This is a genomic window from Bacillus infantis (assembly GCF_008180445.1).
Classification (GTDB): Bacteria; Bacillota; Bacilli; order Bacillales; family Cytobacillaceae; genus Bacillus_AB; species Bacillus_AB infantis_B.
Map to the genome: position 1 here is coordinate 272,863 of NZ_VTER01000007.1, position 17,366 is coordinate 290,228.

Below are 17,366 nucleotides of genomic sequence, written 5' to 3' on the forward strand. Positions count from 1 at the left end.
GGCTTATTAACTAAAAGACCAAATCGCTTATGATTTGGTCTTCTTTTGTCGCTAGAAAATATCATATTGACATTTATTATTGTCAAGGCGGTTTGTTTTGCTAAATGGTATGCTATTTTCCATCTTGAAGTGAAGGATACTGTTTAGTTAATTACTCTTTTTTTATCTTCTCAAAGCTATCCAGTTTTATAATGCTGTGTGCGGCATAATAAAGAAAAAGAAAAATGAAAAAGTCATAAAAAGTTGACCAATTTTTGGGGTTATAGAAGTCAATGGCATTGAAAAGATTCATCCCTCCAAATGCAGCAAGCGCAGAAAAAATTACACCTTTTAAAAAGGAATTCATATTTGGCTTAATCTGCAATGTAAACATAATACCTACAGGTGCTAAAGAAAAGTGATAGGGTAAAAATAAAAAGGGCGCTAATGGGATGATGACCATCGGATAAGACCAAAGCCCCGTTGATAAAACAGCGAGGTCAATTGTTAGTGACAAAATGACCGTCAATAATCCGCCTAAAAGCAAACGACCAGTGCTTTCCCTTTTTCTTAGAAAAAACCAGAGTAACCATGGGGTTATAAAGAGTCCGATACCAACCCACCATTGCCAAGTAAATAGTAAATCCTCCAGCAAGATCTCCGCAAAAAGGGAATTGGTATCAGTAAATTGATTGTACGCTTTTTCTGACTGGTTCAGTCCTTCCTTGAATGACATATCTCCTTCACCTCAAAATGTTAGTGATTATATTTTTCACCACTTTTTGGAACTTATGTATGGTTAGCTGGCAGGGTAGTAAAGAAAGCGCCCGGCAACTATAGACATGACCAGGTTAAATTTAGGATTTTCAAAAACCTCTCGTTGACTTCCTTTACCTCAAGTGATAAACTCAACTCAATTACAGATATTATGAGTCTTTAATATCTTTTTTATTAGAGGAGGTAATTATGAAATATTCAAACGCGACAAACTATGCTCTGCATACGATGGTCCATCTAATGCTGGAGCCTGGGGAGGGCACAGTGGGAGTACAGGAATTAGCAGAAATGCAGCACCTCTCCCCGACGTACCTTTCTAAGGTTTTAACCAAACTTGCGAAAGCGGGCTTGATCGAATCAACTCCTGGTGCAAAGGGAGGCTATAAAATTTCCAGAAAAAAACATGAAATATCCTTTTTGGATGTCATCCACGCGATTGAAGGGGAGACTAGCTTATTCGATTGCTCCATTCACCATGAAGGCTGCTTGATTGAGAACGTCATGAGACAGGCAGAGGAAAATATGAAAAGTGAACTGGCATCAAAGCTTCTAATCGATATCGCTAAAGAGGCAGAATCACAACGGAAATAAGAAAATATATAAATTCATTGAGGGAGTGAACAAAATGGTATTAGACTGCGCGGTGATTGGCGGAGGCCCGGCTGGGTTGAATGCTGCTTTAGTGCTCGGAAGATCAAGACGTAAAACGATCCTGTTTGATGACAACAAACCGAGAAATGCGGTAACTTCTAAGTCCCATGGGTTTATCACAAGGGATGGTATACATCCGCAGGAATTCAAAAAGATTGCTCAAGGAGAATTAAGCAAGTACCCGAACGTGAGGCTTGAACGGCAGCGGGTGCATCGTATAAATAAAGATAACAATTTGTTTCAAATAGAGACAGAAAACGCGGAAGTATATAGTGCAAAAAAAATTATAATCGCCACAGGATTCAAGGAAATTCTTCCAGATATTCCAAAGGCGAAAGAGTTCTATGGCAAGAGCCTGTTCGGCTGTCCTTATTGTGATGGCTGGGAATTAAAAGATCGGCCGCTGGCAGTGATCGCTGAAAAGCAGCAGGCGGCGTTTCATATGGCGAAAGTGGTGTCTAACTGGACGAATGATTTAATTATTTTTACGAACGGCAGGAAAGTCCTTTCGCTCGAAGAAAAAGCATTGCTCAAAAATAATGGCATCGGGATTAACGAAAAGAAGATTTCCTCACTCATTGGAAAAGAGGGGCTGCTGGAAAAAATCCAGCTTGATGATGGAACTTCAGTGCTTCGTGAAGGAGGGTTTATTGCGTCAGAATGGAAACAGGCTGCTTCTTTTGATTCACTTGGCTACACACTGAATGAGCAGGGAGGGATTACAACTGACAGTTGGCAGCGCACGAACACAGAAGGCCTGTATGCCTGCGGGGATACACGAATTGCCGGTGCTTCCCAGTTAATCATTGCGGCAGCGGAAGGCAGTATGGCTGCCATAGCTGTGAATGCAGCTCTTATAGAAGAGAAATATAGCCAGGAAAAATAAAAGTCAAAAATAGGAGGATTTATATGAACCATCATTCTCATGGCAAGCACGATAAAGGAAAAGTATCATATTTGGAAAGCCCCGAGCGAAGAAAGGTATTATCTCCCGAACAATTACTGAACATGATTCCTTTAAAGGAAAATGATAGCATGCTGGATTTTGGCGCTGGGACCGGTTATTTTTCCATCCCTGCAGCGAAAAGGATTAATGGCAGCGTATATGCGCTGGATATCGACGCGGCTATGCTGGAAATGATAAAAGAGAAAGCATTGGAGGAACAGGTGACAAATATTGTCCCAGTGCTGGGCAGTATGGAGGCACTTCCTTTAACAGACAGTTCTATTGATATCATTATCGCTTCTCTGGTCCTGCATGAAATCAAGCCACTCGCACCGCTATTACAGCAAATGAAAAATGTCCTGAAAAAAGAAGGTTATCTAATTTGTCTGGAACTTGAACCAAAGAAAAGTTCTGGGAAAGCGCCGAGAATTTCCATGGAAGGGATGGAGCGTGAAATGAAAGAAGCAGGATTTAAATTAACTGAGAAATTCATTCCAGCAGAATCCTTATACATGCTAGTGGCACAGAAAACGGAGTAAGCACTTATTTTTTTAAATGATTAAGGATATTAAGTGTCTTTAAAGTATTTAATTGAAAAAGTTACGTGGTCTTTCCTTAAATAGAGGGGAGACCCTTTTTCTTATGTCACAAACTAGGCAAACCATATACATCAAACCTGGGAACGAATTTTAGGAGACCGACCCAACCAGCAAGCTTTAAAATAAGCGGAGATTTGAGACTGTCGATTAATTAAAGCAAATCTAGTTTTTCACATACTTTTCTATACTCTAAAAATTCCTCATCACTTCACTCCATATGTTCGGTAAAATAATGATATATCTTACGTATGGAGTGATCATGATGGCTCACGTTCAATATAAAACATTTGGTCAGCTAACTTTATCAGATTATGAAGTTTTCTCTTCGGTTCCTGATCATCCATTCTGGAGCCGGGTCGAACAGGTGGTTGACTTTTCCTTTGCCGATCAACTCTGTGCACCCCTATATTCCACAAAGGGACAGCGCCCTTATGCTCCCTCCTTAAAATTAAAAATCCATTTTGTGCAACTACGTATGGAGTGATCATGATGGCTCACGTTCAATATAAAACATTTGGTCAGCTAACTTTATCAGATTATGAAGTTTTCTCTTCGGTTCCTGATCATCCATTCTGGAGCCGGGTCGAACAGGTGGTTGACTTTTCCTTTGCCGATCAACTCTGTGCACCCCTATATTCCACAAAGGGACAGCGCCCTTATGCTCCCTCCTTAAAATTAAAAATCCATTTTGTGCAACGCTATCACAATTACTCTGACCGTGAAATGGAAGAGGCCGTTCTTTATCATCTGCATTTAAAACGTTTTTTGGGAGTGCCCGTTTCTTTCAATGGTTTCGATCATAGCACCTTGGGTCTCTATCGGGGCCGCATGGGTTCTGAGCTTTTTGATGCCTGTCATCACCATATCCTTTCCCAGGCTTTGGCGAAAGGGCTATGGGGAAAGGATGATGACCGCTGGCTTATCGATTCCTTCCATACTTACGCCAATATTGCGAAGGTGGGCTCCTACCGTCTAATCCAACAGGGAATCCTCCAGATCATCCATCACATCAAACGGACATATCCGAAGTTATATACCCATCTTTCCCAGGACTGTCCCCTCAAAAGCATCCTGAAACGGCTCTCCGACCAGGCGCCTGAAGAGGATCGGCTGGTATTATTCAGCCGCCTGGCAGTGGAAGGCTACAGCCTGTTGCATTGGCTGGAAAGTGAGAGGGTGAAGCCTTTATTCTGGGCATGGGAGAACGATAAACAACAGCTTCGCTGTTTAGAATTTCAAGGAATTCTTTATCAGATCCTGAAAGAGAACACCAAACCGGTTGAGCCTGACGATGCTGGACAAGCACAACTTACATTCAAGGAATTACCCAAAAAAGAAACCTGGAGTCGAGGCAGAATGGATTAATCCTGAATACCGAACCCATTCCGGGTAACGAATGGGATGGAGACCGTCTTGTCCCCATGGTGGAGGAAATGGTCAGCCGCTACAGTATATTGCCGAAGCAAGTTATCGGGGATACGGCTTATGGCACAGGAGAGAATCGCCAGAAAATAACAAAGATGCAGATTCTAATGAGTGCTCCCATACAAAGAAGTACAAATCCGACAGGATTGTTAGAAAGCGATTGGTTTGTTTTTGATAAAAGATTGGATGAAGTCACATGCCCTCTTGGATACGCTACTTCTAAAAAAGTACGCAATAACAAAAGCCATGGCTATCAATTCAAATTTCAAGAGGAAACGTGTCAAGCATGCCCCATGTTTGCCCAATGTACGACCAATAAAAAAGGGCGAACCGTCTTTATCAGTGATTTCTACGAAATCATGGAACAAGGAAGGTCCTATAATCAAACCGATGAAGGAAAAAAAGCATTAATAGCCAGGTACGATGTGGAGAGAACGAATCATGAAGCTGCCAACCATCACGGGCTCAGAAAGCCAAGAACAAGAGGTAGGGAATCATTAAGGATTGCGTCCAAGTTGACGGCCATGGTCATCAACGTGAAAATCATGGTTAAAAAAGCAACTGAATCTATTCAGCCCTTTTACCGCTACAAAAAATGCGAAAATCGGGTTAAGGCCCCCGTCTGCCCAAATTAGGGAAATGAGAACAAACAGAGGGCCTTCACAAGAGGAAAAACCAATAAAATAATGCAAGTTTGTGAAAAAAACCGGTAAAATTCACAAAGTCTGTGAAATAAGGTGTAGAAGAAGAAAAAACTACAACTTAATCGACGGTCTCAATTCTACGCTTATTTTAAGGCTTGGTGGCTACTCAAATTAGGTTCTGTTACCAAAAAATTTAATTTTTAATTGTTATAATTAAAAGCTAATCTTTACGAAAAGAGCCTTCAAGTTAAGAGAGAGTTCTTACCATAACACCTTTTCCTTACAAACTGGAAGGCTCCTTGTATTGTGCCTATTCATACGCCTTTCTTTTTTCCAAATAGCACCTTCAACAAAAATATCCTAACCCACGCTCCTGAACACGCTTTCACAAAATAATCTAGAAAATCACAATTTAATGCTAGTTATTCCAAATATAAATCTCCTCCACTCCTGCTACTATTTATGTAAGGGCTTACAAATAAAAACCAAAAGGGGATTGGGAAAATGGCGAAAAAGAAAAAAGGTTTGCTTTTATCACTTACGGTTGCATCAAGCATCATGCTGGCTGCGGGCTGCAGCAGCGATTCAACTGGCGGTTCAGGGGATTCAGGCAAGGAGGATGGACTTCCGGCTGTCGGGGCAACCATCTATAAATTTGATGATAACTTCATGTCTTATGTGCGCCGCGCAATGGAGGATGCTGCAAAGGACCAGGCTAACCTGATGCTCAATGACTCCCAGAACGACCAGGCGAAGCAGATCGAGCAGGTCGATACACTGATCGCCAAAGGAGCAAAGTCACTGGCCATCAACCTGGTTGACCCGAAAGCGGCACAGACGGTCATCGACAAAGCAAAAGCAAAGGATCTGCCGGTTATCTTCTTCAACAAAGAGCCGGATGCAGCGGTCATGAGTGGTTATGACAAAGCCTACTATGTCGGGACAACTTCTTCCGAATCAGGTGTAATCCAGGGTGAACTGATTGCCAAGCAGTGGGAAGCGAATGAAGCGGCATGGGATAAAAATGGAGACGGCAAAATCCAGTATGTGCTCCTGAAAGGCGAGCCGGGCCACCCGGATGCCGAAGCCCGCACCAAATATGCGATTGACACAGTCAAGGGCATCGGCATTGAAACAGAAGAACTGGCAATGGATACCGGTATGTGGGATGCAACGAAGGCAACTGAAAAAATGGATGCCTGGCTGGCAAAATACAGCGACCAGATTGAATTCGTCATCGCCAACAATGACGGCATGGCACTCGGGGCAATTGCTTCTCTTGAAAAAGCAGGCTATTTCTCCGGAGATAAATTCATGCCAGTCGTAGGCGTCGACGCTATTCCGGAAGCGTTGGATATGATCGAAAACGGCAAAATGGTCGGAACGGTCCTGAACGATGCCCAGAACCAGGGGAAAGCGACTGTCCAGCTTGCAGTCAACGCTGCAAACGGCAAAGACGTGCTTGACGGAACAGAATGGGAGCTTGACGAAGCCAAAGCCGTCCGCGTTCCTTACGTAGAAGTGACGAAAGATAATATCGACGTCGGCAAGAATGCTTACAAGTAAGAACTGCGCCTCAATTTGATGGCAGCAGAACAATAGATAAAAAGAGTTTTTCCAACAATGGGGGGCTTGCTGTGCGGGTCTCTCATTGTTTTCCAAAAAACAGCCGGCAGGATGAAACAGCCATAACAGGCAGTGCCGGCACATGCAGAAGGGCAAGCAAGGAGGTGCACTCATGCCGGAAACAAACGGAGCAGTGCTGCTGGAAATGAAAAATCTAACAAAAAGATTCCCCGGGGTCATCGCCCTGAACAATGTCTCCCTCAAGGTAAGGGCAGGGACAGTGCATGCGCTGATGGGGGAAAATGGAGCAGGCAAATCAACTTTGATGAAATGCCTTTTCGGCATCTATTCAATGGACGAGGGACAGATCCTCCTCGAAGGCCGGGAGGTAGCCTTTGCCAGCTCGAAGCAGGCGCTGGAAAGCGGGGTCTCCATGGTCCACCAGGAGCTCAATCAGGTGCGCCAGCAGAATGTCATGGATAATATCTGGCTTGGCCGCTACCCGAAGAAAGGCATCTTCATTGATGAGAAGAAGATGTACGAAGATACGGCAGCCATTTTTAAAAGCCTGGACATCCGCATCGATCCGTCCAGCAAGGTAAGCTCTCTCTCGGTTTCAGAGATGCAGATGGTTGAGATCGCCAAGGCGGTTTCCTACCAGTCCAAGATCATCGTCATGGACGAACCGACCTCTTCACTGACGGAGAAAGAAGTGAATCACTTATTTAAAATCATTAAAAAGCTGCAAAGCGAAAATGTAGCCATCATTTATATATCCCACAAAATGGAGGAAATCCTCCAAATATCCGATGAAGTGACGATCATGCGCGATGGCCAGTATATCGCGACAAAAAGCGCCGAGGAGCTGACAACGGATGAGATTATCCGCCTTATGGTCGGACGTGATCTGTCACAGCGGTTCCCGGAAAAGGTGAACGAGCCGGGAGAGGTCATATTAAAAGTTTCCGGCCTCACAGCGGAGGCAAAGCATTCTTTCTCTGATATCGGCTTTGAACTGAGGAAGGGAGAAATCCTTGGCATCGCCGGGCTGGTCGGATCAAAGCGGACCGAAGTGGTGGAAGCGCTGTTTGGCATGAGGGGCGTGAAGTCAGGAAAGGTCGAGCTTCACGGGAAGGAAGTCCAGAACCATTCCCCGCAGCATGCTATCAAGAACGGCTTTGCACTCGTTACAGAGGAAAGAAGGTCTACCGGCATCTTCCCGGAATTGAGCATCAGCTTCAACTCTATCATTGCCAATCTGAAGAAATACCGAAAAGGCATTTTTCTTTCGGACGGCAAGGTGGCGGAGGATACAAAATGGGTCATAGATTCTATGAATGTCCGGACACCGTCGCAGAAAACTTCCATCGGCTCTTTGTCCGGAGGGAATCAGCAGAAGGTCATCATTGGCCGCTGGCTCCTCACAAGGCCTGAAATCCTGCTGCTGGATGAACCGACGCGGGGAATCGACGTCGGGGCCAAATTTGAAATATACCAGCTGATCAGCGAACTGGCGGCAGAAGGCAAGGGGATCATTTTCATCTCATCCGAAATGCCCGAGCTGCTGGGCGTGAGTGACCGGATCATGGTCATGAGCAACGGGAAGCTGGCCGGGATACTGGATACTGCAGAAGCCTCGCAAGAAGAAATCATGCGGCTCGCTGCAATGTACTAGGAGGAAACACACATGAACAAAGCGGAAAAAAGATTCGATGCAGCCAAATGGCTCGTCGACAATGTCATATATGTCGTACTGGTCCTGCTTGTCATCGGGATCATCATCGCGTCACCTGACTTTCTATCAATCACGAACTTTATCAATATCCTGAGCCAGTCTTCATCCAGGATCATCATTGCCCTCGGGGTAGCAGGCATTCTGATCACTGCCGGGACAGACCTGTCAGCGGGAAGGCTTGTCGGCCTCGCCGCTGTTGTGTCAGCATCGATGCTGCAGGCTTCGGATTATGCTTATAAAATGTACCCGAATCTTGCCGAGCTGCCGATCATCATACCGATTCTGATCGCCATGGCAGTAACAGGCCTTTTCGGAGCGCTTAATGGTGTTATTGTTTCCAAGTTTCATGTACCGCCGTTCATTGCCACCCTTGGCATGATGATCGGCGTCTACGGCGTCACTTCGATCTACTTTGACCGCCCGCCATACGGGGCCCAGCCGATCGGCGGACTGAGCCAGAGCTTCACAACATTCGCCCAGAGGGGAATCCCGATCGGGCAGTATGAACTGCCATACCTTGTCATTTATGCGGCTGTTGTTTCCATCATCATTTGGGTGATCTGGAACAAGACCCAGCTTGGGAAAAATATGTACGCAATCGGCGGAAATCCTGAGGCGGCAAAGGTTTCAGGCGTCAACGTCGCGAGGAATATCATCCTGATCTACCTGATCGCAGGCCTTCTCTACGGCTTCTCCGGCACCCTTGAAGCCGGACGTGTAGGAAGTGCTACGAATAATACAGGAAATATGTATGAACTCGATGCCATCGCAGCCTGTGTGGTCGGCGGGGTATCCCTGTCCGGCGGGATCGGCACCGTGCCGGGCGTCATCACCGGCGTACTGATTTTCCAGATCATTAACTACGGACTCGCCTTCCTTGGCGTCAGCCCTTATATCCAGTTCATCGTCAAAGGTGCCATCATCATCGTCGCTGTTGCCTTCGATATGAGAAAGCATGCGAAAAAGAAATAAGCTGCTAAGCTGCGTTTCTCATTTGCGCCACCCTGTGCTATACTTGCCAGACATATCGGCAAAAGGAGCTCAGACCATGAAATTTCTCAAATCGCAAATGAAGCAGCTGGTCAAGCAGAACAAAGAACTGCAGCTGCGTTTAAAAGAGCTCGAAAAAGAGCATATGCTTGAAAAAAACTTCGCTCTAAAAGCCTTGTACCACGCAGAGGTTGCAGACGGGGGAAAATATCAGACTGCTTATCAAGCCTTGGACCTGCCTAAAAAGTAGGTCCTTTTTTTGTGTGTTTAATTTAAAGAGGCCTTTTCCGATATATTCCAGTTTGGAGATAAGATAAAGGAGGGAAAAGATGTAAAAAACTATACATATATAGTAAAGGGGGAGGCCCATATGAGCCAAATCAAAGTGACTGTCGGGATTCCGGTCTACAACTCTGCCAATCATATCTGTACTTGCCTGGAGTCGATCCTGAATCAGTCGATGGAGCAGGAGAGCATTGAGATCATCATGGTGAATGACGGGTCGACCGACAGTTCCGGACAAGTGCTGGACAGCTATGCAAGCACCCATCCGAATATCACTGTCATCCATCAGGAGAATACAGGGGGACCGGGCGCCCCGCGCAATACAATTATGAAGCAGGCCCTCGGAGAGTTCATTTTTTTCGTGGATGCGGATGATTATCTGGGTCCGGAGGCGCTGGAGCGGATGTACAAGATGGGGAATGACAGTCATTCTGACATTATTGTAGGAAAATTTACTGGCGTGAATGGGCGATGGGTGGCCAAGTCGATGTTTGCGGCGAACGAGCCGTTCACCAATGTGTATGAATCAAATGTGCTTGAGGCCATCGGCCCTACAAAAATGTTCCGCCGCCGCTTTCTGCTTGATAATGATATTACCTTCCCGGTAGGGATCTGCACAGCAGAGGACCAGCCATTCATGGTAAAGGCCTATGTCCTGGCACGCGGCATTTCAATCGTAGCGGACTATCCATGCTATTATGTGGTCAATCATAAAGATAAGCAGCATGCGAGCGTCATCCAGGTCCAGCCGAGGGACTATTATAAGACGCTGGAAGAATCGGTGAAGGTCATCCACCGATACGCAGAGAATGAAAAGAAACGCAATCTGTTAAAGGCAAAGTACTTAAAGAAAGAGCTGACAACCGGAAGAAGCATCCTGTTTGCCGGCTCTCAAATGAGTCTTGATGAAAAGTTCCTGTGGCTCAGTGAACTGAACCGATTTTTAAACAGCTGGGTAGATGATCAAACGGAAAAGCTTCTTCCTCTCAATATGAGGGTTTTCCTTTTCCTTGTGAAGCGGGGCGACCTGGAAAAACTTAAGGCTTTCTCCGGCCTGGAGGCAGTCCAGGCTTAGGGACAGGGTGCCTAAAATGCAAGCGTTCCGGAGATGACTGGTACTGCACTGCCGCCGATTGTAATCCTGATGCTTTCCCCATCAGAGCTGATGCCCGCCTGAAGCAGGCCGGGCCTGCCTGCTGCATGCCCCTGGCCAATAGCCAGCATGTGGTTTTTTCCCTGTTCAAGAATTTTCTCAAGCATTAAATAACCGGCAAGGGCGCCATTCGCGGAGCCTGTGACAGAATCCTCCCTGATGCCCGCAGCAGGAGCAAAATCCCTTGTATAGATGTCATATTCCATATCTTTAGCATCAAAAGTAAACAAATGGGTTGTGCTGATCCCCAGCCGGCGGTTATGCTCCTCTACCAGATCAAACTGGGGTGCTGCCCCATCGATTGCTTCCCTCGTTTTCATGGGGACAAGCAGATGCCAGTTCCCTGTATATCCCAGCCTGATGGGATAGCGCTCGTCAATGTCGGCAGAAGAAACGCCGATCATTTGGCACAGTTCTTCCAGACTGTATTCTATTTCTTTTATTTTCGGAGATATTTGAGTCATTTCTGCAGAAAGGAGCTTTTCTCCCTCTGTTTGAAAAGTAACCGGCACAATGCCGATATTGGTCTCAAAACGGATTTCCCTGCTGTGCCTGAGCCAATCTAATTCAGACGCCATGAACCACGCTGCGCTCAGGGTCGCATGGCCGCAGAAATCGATCTCGCAGGACGGTGTAAAATAGCGGACCCTGAAATCGGCATTTTCGCTGCCGGAAGGAGATAGAAAAGCAGTTTCAGACAGATTGAATTCCCGCGCTGCCAGCTGCATCTCCTCTTCCTCCAGGACTGCGGCTTCCGGGACTACGCCGGCTGGATTGCCGCCAAATGCCTGATCAGTAAAGGCATCCACCTGATAAAATGTGATATTTTTCAACAAAAACTCCTCCTTCTGCTCTTATTTTCAAGAAAATTCTTGCAAAAAGATAGGGATTCCGGCCTTTCTTCCCGAATAGGATAGAGATGCCGGCAAATCTATTATACAGAATCACTGCCGAATCTAGTAAAAACAGAGAAGAGGGGGAAAACTAGAATGCTTTCTTTTTCAAAACCGGATGTTGAATATTTTTTCCAGACCTTTGGGATCCAGACATTTGCTGTAAGCCCGGATGAATCGCAGCTTGTGTTCAGCACAAACCTGAACGGGAAATACAATCTGTGGGCGATGGATCTGCCCAATCTCTATCCTTATCCGTTAAGTTTCCAAAACCAAAGCTGTGAGGAAATAGAGTTTGATAAGGAGGGGCGCTTCCTGCTTGCCGTTATCGACTCGGACGGCGATGAAAACGGCCAGATCTATGCTTTGCCGAGAAATGGCGGTGAATTAAAGCCTATCCGCACGCATGAAAATGCCCGGCATATGGGACTGATCGCCTCTAAGGACGGAAAGACACTTTATTATACGTCCAGCAAGGAAGATGCCACCTTTTTGAAGGCATATGCCTACAATATGGAGACGGGGGAAGAGGAGGTCTTGCTTCACGGCCGGGATGCGGCCACCTTCCTGACAGCCAAAAGCCCTGATGAGAAGCGCTTTGTCTTTGGCAGGATGTTCGCGAATACATACTCGCTTGCCTATGCCTGGGATGGTGAGAAGGAAGTGCTGCTGACGCCTGAGGCAGAGCCTCAGCATACAGTCACAGATGCTGTCTTTACTTCGGAAAACGATATTTATCTTGTAACTAACTATAAAGAAGACTTATCTTATTTAGCTAAATTCAGCCTGGAAACGAACGAATTCACAAAAGTGCTTTCGCTTGATGGGGAAGACTTTTCAGGGCTGAAATTTGATAAAAAAGCCCGCGCCCTGTATATCAGCAGCCAAAAAGGAGCAGAGGACCATCTCTTCCGCTACGGGCTTGAGGAAGGCGAGGCGGAGCAGCTGGAGCTCCCGGCGAGCACCATCGACGGGCTGTCAGTGGCAGAGTCCGGAAATCTTTACCTGCTCGGCAGGTCTGCAGTCACTCCTCCTAATCTTTATAAATATGAAAAGGGCGTGTGGGCACAGCTGACCAATAATCGTGTGCCTGGCGTCAGTGAAGAGGAAATGGCAGAGCCTGAAATCCTGCACTACCCTTCGTACGACGGACTTGAGATCGAGGCGCTCTTCTTCAGGGCGAAGGAGGAAAACAGCAACGGACATGTCATCCTCTGGCCGCACGGCGGTCCTCAGGCGGCAGAAAGGGCTTCTTTCCGCTCTCTGTTCCAGTTCCTTGTCCACAGGGGCTACAGCATCTTTGCACCGAATTTCAGGGGCTCCTCGGGCTACGGGCTCTCTTATATGAAAATGGTTGAAGGCGACTGGGGCTATGGCCCGCGCCTGGATAATGTTGAAGGGCTTGAATGGCTAATCAAGAACGGCTATGCAGAGCGGGAGAAGCTCCTGCTGATGGGAGGAAGCTACGGCGGCTATATGGCCCTGCTCCTGCACGGCAGGCATCCTGAGTACTTTAAAGCGGTTGTCGATATCTTCGGCCCGAGCGACCTGTTCAGCTTCATTGAATCGGTTCCTGAGCACTGGAAGCCGGTCATGAACCAATGGGTCGGCAATCCGGTCAAAGACAAGGAAAAGCTGATCGAGTACTCGCCGATCACCTATCTTGATACAATGATAAAGCCGATGCTTGTCATCCAGGGAGCCAAAGACCCGCGTGTTGTCAAAGCGGAATCCGACAAAATCGTAGCTGCGCTTCAGGAGAAGGGGAGGGAAGTCGAATACATGGTTCTCGACGATGAAGGCCACGGCTTTTCCAAAAAAGACAACGAAATTAAAGTCTACCGCAAAGTGCTGGAGTTCTTTGATGGTTTTATTGATTAAGGTTTGGCCGGAAAGTACGCACTGTGTGTGCGCTTTCCGGCTTTTTTCCTGCCTCCGCTCCAAAAGAAAACAGGCAAGCCCCCGGCCTGCCTGTCCTTACGCTTCAAAGCGTTCAAGCTCTTCACTCTCTTCAAAGTTCTGGAAGAATTCCTGGATAATCTCCTTGTCAGAATGAGGTATTTTCTCGCCTTTTACAATTTGGGCTCCATTGATGCAGCCGCTTGTGAGAAGGATTAAATCATCTTCATCGCTGACAGATAATGCTGCAAGGACGCCGTCTCTTCGCGTCGGCTCCTGCAGGATATTCCCGGCGCGCGGATTGGAGAAGCCTTTCATCACGTGGCCGACCACTTCCCAGGGATCGAGGAAGCCAGGATGATCGACAGACACGATTACCTGGTCCGCCTGATTCTCGACAGCTTTTGCCATCTGGGGCATTTTCTCTTTATCCCTGATCCCGATTCCTGTAATCATGACAATAAGGCGCTTGTGCGGCAGCTTTTTCGCTTCTTTCAGAAGGCTTTTGAGGGCGACCGGTGTATGCGCGTAGTCTATGATGATCTTCCTCCGGCCGAATTCCTTCAGCACCTCAAATCGGCCTGTCGGATTTTCAATGCGCGGAAGGGCCTCAATGATCTGTCCGATCGTAAAGCCGAGGTGCATGGCCGCACAGATGGCAGAAAGGAGGTTTGCCACATTATAGCTGCCGTATACAGGTGTACGGACAATATATGAATCATTTCCAAGCCTCAGCTCAAAGCTTGTCCCATCATTTGTCACCCTGATGTTCGAAGCCTTTACATCGGCAGCGGAATCCTTTTTCAGGCTGTAGGTGAGAAGGCTGCCCTGGAAGTCCTGGATGATGTCAGCACCCATCCCTTCGTCATCAAGGTTTACAACTGCCCGCTTCGCCTGGCGGAACAGCTTAAGCTTTGCCTGCTTGTAATTTTCAAAGGTTTTATGGAACTCAAGATGTTCCGGCGACAGGTTCGTATGAATGGCCACATCAAAGTTGATGCCGGCGGTCCGCTGCTGCTCAATGGCGACGGAAGAGACCTCCATGGCGGCGAGCTGATCTCCGCGCTTGGCGAAATCAGCAAAAATGGCATGCAGATCACTCGCCTCAGGAGTAGTCGGAGTTGACTGGACAAAGCTGACCTGGCCCTTGGACGAGAGAACGCCGTTGGTGCCAATAGAACCGGAGGGTATGCTGAGTGCCGTCATCAATGATTTCACAAAGGCAGCAACAGTCGTTTTGCCGTTAGTGCCGGTAATGCCGACAGTATGTATTTTTTCATGGATACTTCCATGGAATATAATCGATAATTGGGCAAGGAAAGCCCGTGCGTCTTCAGTCTGGAGAAAGGTAAGCTCCGGGAATTTGCTGCTGAACTCCTCAAGAATGGCAGCATTCTCGCCTGCAAGGACAGCTGCGCCCTTTGCAATGGCTTCTTCCAGAAATGTATGGCCGTCATGATTTTCGCCGCCCATGCAGACAAAGACCGACTGAGGGCCTGCATTGCGGGAATCATAAGTGATGCTTTTTATTCTTTGGCTGGGGCTGCCCCATCTCTGCCTGATGTTCAGCTGACCATATTGTTCAAAGTAGATGTCCATAATGCTGCTATCTAAACCCCCTGTAATAAAAGCCTGAATTGGCGCATTTTTCGACAATGCGCCATATACCTATACCCATACTAAAAGTATTTACACATCCAGCTGAAAAAATGTATCTTGTGGATGTGCTCCGGTCAATTCAGGAATTTGGAGGAAGAAAAAAGGCGAAGATCAAATCCCCGCCCCCTGATATTATGCTTTCTCTTCAAACAGCTTTGCAATTTCTATAATCACATTCGCTGCTTTCTCCATATTATCAACTGAAATATATTCATACTTGCCGTGGTAATTTTCGCCGCCTGTGAAAATATTCGGCGTCGGAAGCCCCATATAGGATAGCTGGGAACCGTCCGTGCCGCCCCTGATTGGAAGGATCTGCGGCTCGATATCAAGCTTTTTCATCGCCTCTCCGGCAATGTCGACGATTTCGATGACAGGCTCGATCTTCTCTTTCATGTTATAGTACTGGTCCTTAAGCTCAAGCTGGATCCGCTCTTTTCCGTATTTCTCCTGCAGTGTGGCAACCGCTTTTTCCAGCAGCTCTTTTTTATGCTGGAATTCCGCACGGTCAAAATCACGGATAATATAGCTCATCTCTGTCTTTTCCACGTCTCCTTTGAATGAGCCGAGGTGGAAGAAGCCTTCGTATCCTTCTGTCAGTTCAGGTGCCTGTTCCTGCGGCAGGCTGTTTTGCAGCTCCATCGCAATTTTGATGCTATTGACCATTTTTCCTTTGGCAGAGCCAGGGTGGATATTGGTGCCGTTAACGGTGATCCTGGCTCCGGCAGCGCTGAAGCTTTCATACTGAAGTTCACCGAGCGGCCCTCCGTCCATTGTGTATGCATAGGTGGCATTGAAGGCTTTTACATCAAATTTGTGCGGGCCTCTGCCAATTTCCTCATCTGGTGTAAAAGCGACCCTGATTGTCCCGTGCTTGATTTCCGGATGCTTGATGAGGTATTCCATTGCCGTCATGATTTCAGTGATTCCTGCCTTATTGTCGGCCCCGAGAAGGGTAGTGCCGTCAGTTGTGATTAATGTATGGCCCTTATACTGCTGCAGGCTTGGAAAATCCTTCGGTGAAAGCACAATATGTAAAGAATCGTTCAGGACAATATCTCCGCCGTCATAATGTTCAGTAATCTGCGGGTTGACGTTTTTGCCGGTAAAGTCGGTTGCTGTATCCACATGGGCAAGGAAGCCGATGACAGGCACCTGCTTTTCTGTATTGGAAGGGAGAGTGGCCATGACATAGCCATTGTCATCCATTGCTGCATCTTCCAAGCCAATGGCTTTGAGTTCGTCTACAAGCTTTTTGCCAAGGTCCAGCTGTCCAGGGGTGGAAGGGCAGGTGGTGCTGTTATCGTCTGATTGTGTGTCCATTTTTGCATACGAAACCAATCTTTCAATCAGGTCTTTTTTCACTAAAATCACTCCAAGGTTTTTCTTTCATCATATCATTTTTGTTTCGGGAAGCGAATAAAAAAAGGCACAAAAGCAGAACTTTTGCGCCATGTTTCTTTTGAAAAATGGGGATTGAATTGGCTGACTTGTCACAAACCTGTTTTTGGCCATATTAATGGAGCTGGTAAAAAAAGTTTATAAGCCCTGTTGATTGGAGTGCAAGGCACGTAGACTCCTGTGGGATTGCAGCGGCAAAGCTGAGATCCCGCAGGAGCGACAGCGACGAGGAAGCTCAGCGCCGCCCCGCGGAAAGCGAAGTGCCTGGAACGGAAATCAACAGCCCCATTATTAAACAAAAAAGAATAAACAAACCAGCTTCTTTAATCCTAAGTATGTCTTTAACCTTAACGCTGAAAGAACTCAATCCATTCTCTGTCAGGCCCGTAAAAGAAGAAATACTTATAGCCATTCGGGAGGGTGGTGATTTCCTGGTCTATGAGTTCGGTCCCCAGCTCCTTGAGACGGGTGAATTCGCCTTCCACATCATCGGTGCCTACCGCAAAATGATGGACCATACCTTCCTCCGGGAGATGGTCATTATAGCCTTGAATCAGCTCCAGCTCAGTTTCTTCATTTCCGCTGAAGCCTAGGAATGCAAGCTTGATGACACCGTTTGAATGTGGCACCTCTGCCTTCAGCACCATGCCGACAGTATTTGTATAAAACTCTATTGATTTCTCTATGTTTTTAACCATTACTCCAATATGGTCGATTCTTTTTCCTGCCATGAAAACATCTCCTCACTATTATGTTGAAATTAT

General features: G+C 46.8%; 17 protein-coding genes. 12 read left to right on the forward strand and 5 right to left on the reverse strand.

Going from position 1 to position 17,366, the window contains the following annotated elements:
* Nucleotides 1-151 precede the first annotated feature (151 nt).
* The gene (locus tag FZD51_RS15415; RefSeq protein ID WP_148975590.1) at nt 152-715 is read right to left on the reverse strand and encodes a CBO0543 family protein; all 564 of its coding nucleotides are present in this window, start codon (nt 713-715) and stop codon (nt 152-154) included.
* Nucleotides 716-945: 230 nt separating this feature from the next.
* Between FZD51_RS15415 and FZD51_RS15420 the strand changes: the two genes are divergently transcribed.
* From FZD51_RS15420 to FZD51_RS15470, 11 genes are all read left to right on the forward strand, one after another.
* Nucleotides 946-1,347, forward strand: a complete 402-nt coding sequence (locus FZD51_RS15420) for an Rrf2 family transcriptional regulator (protein ID WP_009791002.1) — start codon at nt 946-948, stop codon at nt 1,345-1,347.
* Nucleotides 1,348-1,381: 34 nt separating this feature from the next.
* Nucleotides 1,382-2,293 carry an NAD(P)/FAD-dependent oxidoreductase gene (locus tag FZD51_RS15425; protein ID WP_148975591.1) on the forward strand — a complete coding sequence of 304 codons (912 nt, stop codon included), beginning with the start codon at nt 1,382-1,384 and terminating at the stop codon, nt 2,291-2,293.
* A 23-nt stretch (nt 2,294-2,316) separates the two neighbouring features.
* On the forward strand, nt 2,317-2,892 hold the full coding sequence (locus tag FZD51_RS15430) for a class I SAM-dependent methyltransferase (RefSeq protein WP_148975592.1): 576 nt from the start codon (nt 2,317-2,319) through the stop codon (nt 2,890-2,892).
* A 319-nt stretch (nt 2,893-3,211) separates the two neighbouring features.
* Nucleotides 3,212-3,436, forward strand: a complete 225-nt coding sequence (locus FZD51_RS15435; RefSeq protein ID WP_148975593.1) for a transposase — start codon at nt 3,212-3,214, stop codon at nt 3,434-3,436.
* 2 nt (nt 3,437-3,438) lie between these two features.
* On the forward strand, nt 3,439-4,317 hold the full coding sequence (locus FZD51_RS15440; RefSeq protein WP_148975594.1) for a transposase: 879 nt from the start codon (nt 3,439-3,441) through the stop codon (nt 4,315-4,317).
* A gap of 17 nt (nt 4,318-4,334) precedes the next feature.
* Nucleotides 4,335-5,012, forward strand: coding sequence for a transposase (locus FZD51_RS15445; protein WP_338120391.1), 678 nt, complete (start codon nt 4,335-4,337; stop codon nt 5,010-5,012).
* A 513-nt stretch (nt 5,013-5,525) separates the two neighbouring features.
* Nucleotides 5,526-6,587, forward strand: coding sequence for a galactose/glucose ABC transporter substrate-binding protein MglB (gene mglB, locus FZD51_RS15450; protein WP_148975596.1), 1,062 nt, complete (start codon nt 5,526-5,528; stop codon nt 6,585-6,587).
* Nucleotides 6,588-6,759: 172 nt separating this feature from the next.
* The gene (gene mglA / locus FZD51_RS15455; protein WP_148975597.1) at nt 6,760-8,262 is read left to right on the forward strand and encodes a galactose/methyl galactoside ABC transporter ATP-binding protein MglA; all 1,503 of its coding nucleotides are present in this window, start codon (nt 6,760-6,762) and stop codon (nt 8,260-8,262) included.
* Nucleotides 8,263-8,274: 12 nt separating this feature from the next.
* Nucleotides 8,275-9,294: a galactose/methyl galactoside ABC transporter permease MglC gene (gene mglC, locus FZD51_RS15460; RefSeq protein WP_148975598.1), complete on the forward strand. Its 1,020-nt coding sequence runs from the start codon at nt 8,275-8,277 to the stop codon at nt 9,292-9,294.
* Between the two features lie 76 nt (nt 9,295-9,370).
* Nucleotides 9,371-9,562, forward strand: coding sequence for a hypothetical protein (locus FZD51_RS15465; protein WP_009794397.1), 192 nt, complete (start codon nt 9,371-9,373; stop codon nt 9,560-9,562).
* 120 nt (nt 9,563-9,682) lie between these two features.
* On the forward strand, nt 9,683-10,672 hold the full coding sequence (locus FZD51_RS15470) for a glycosyltransferase family 2 protein (RefSeq protein ID WP_148975599.1): 990 nt from the start codon (nt 9,683-9,685) through the stop codon (nt 10,670-10,672).
* An 11-nt stretch (nt 10,673-10,683) separates the two neighbouring features.
* Here the strand turns inward: FZD51_RS15470 and FZD51_RS15475 are convergent, their stop codons facing one another.
* Nucleotides 10,684-11,583: a PhzF family phenazine biosynthesis protein gene (locus FZD51_RS15475; RefSeq protein WP_148975600.1), complete on the reverse strand. Its 900-nt coding sequence runs from the start codon at nt 11,581-11,583 to the stop codon at nt 10,684-10,686.
* A 156-nt stretch (nt 11,584-11,739) separates the two neighbouring features.
* On the opposite strand from FZD51_RS15475, the gene FZD51_RS15480 reads away from it, so the two are divergent.
* A complete protein-coding gene (locus tag FZD51_RS15480) occupies nt 11,740-13,524 on the forward strand; it encodes a S9 family peptidase (RefSeq protein ID WP_148975601.1) in 1,785 nt (594 codons plus the stop codon).
* Between the two features lie 96 nt (nt 13,525-13,620).
* Here the strand turns inward: FZD51_RS15480 and FZD51_RS15485 are convergent, their stop codons facing one another.
* The 3 genes from FZD51_RS15485 to FZD51_RS15495 form a co-directional block, all read right to left on the reverse strand.
* A complete protein-coding gene (locus FZD51_RS15485; protein ID WP_148975602.1) occupies nt 13,621-15,141 on the reverse strand; it encodes a UDP-N-acetylmuramoyl-L-alanyl-D-glutamate--2,6-diaminopimelate ligase in 1,521 nt (506 codons plus the stop codon).
* 192 nt (nt 15,142-15,333) lie between these two features.
* Nucleotides 15,334-16,566, reverse strand: a complete 1,233-nt coding sequence (pepT, locus tag FZD51_RS15490; RefSeq protein WP_148975603.1) for a peptidase T — start codon at nt 16,564-16,566, stop codon at nt 15,334-15,336.
* A gap of 383 nt (nt 16,567-16,949) precedes the next feature.
* Nucleotides 16,950-17,333 (reverse strand): VOC family protein, encoded by a 384-nt coding sequence (locus FZD51_RS15495; protein WP_148975604.1) that lies wholly within the window; start codon nt 17,331-17,333, stop codon nt 16,950-16,952.
* Nucleotides 17,334-17,366 lie beyond the last annotated feature (33 nt).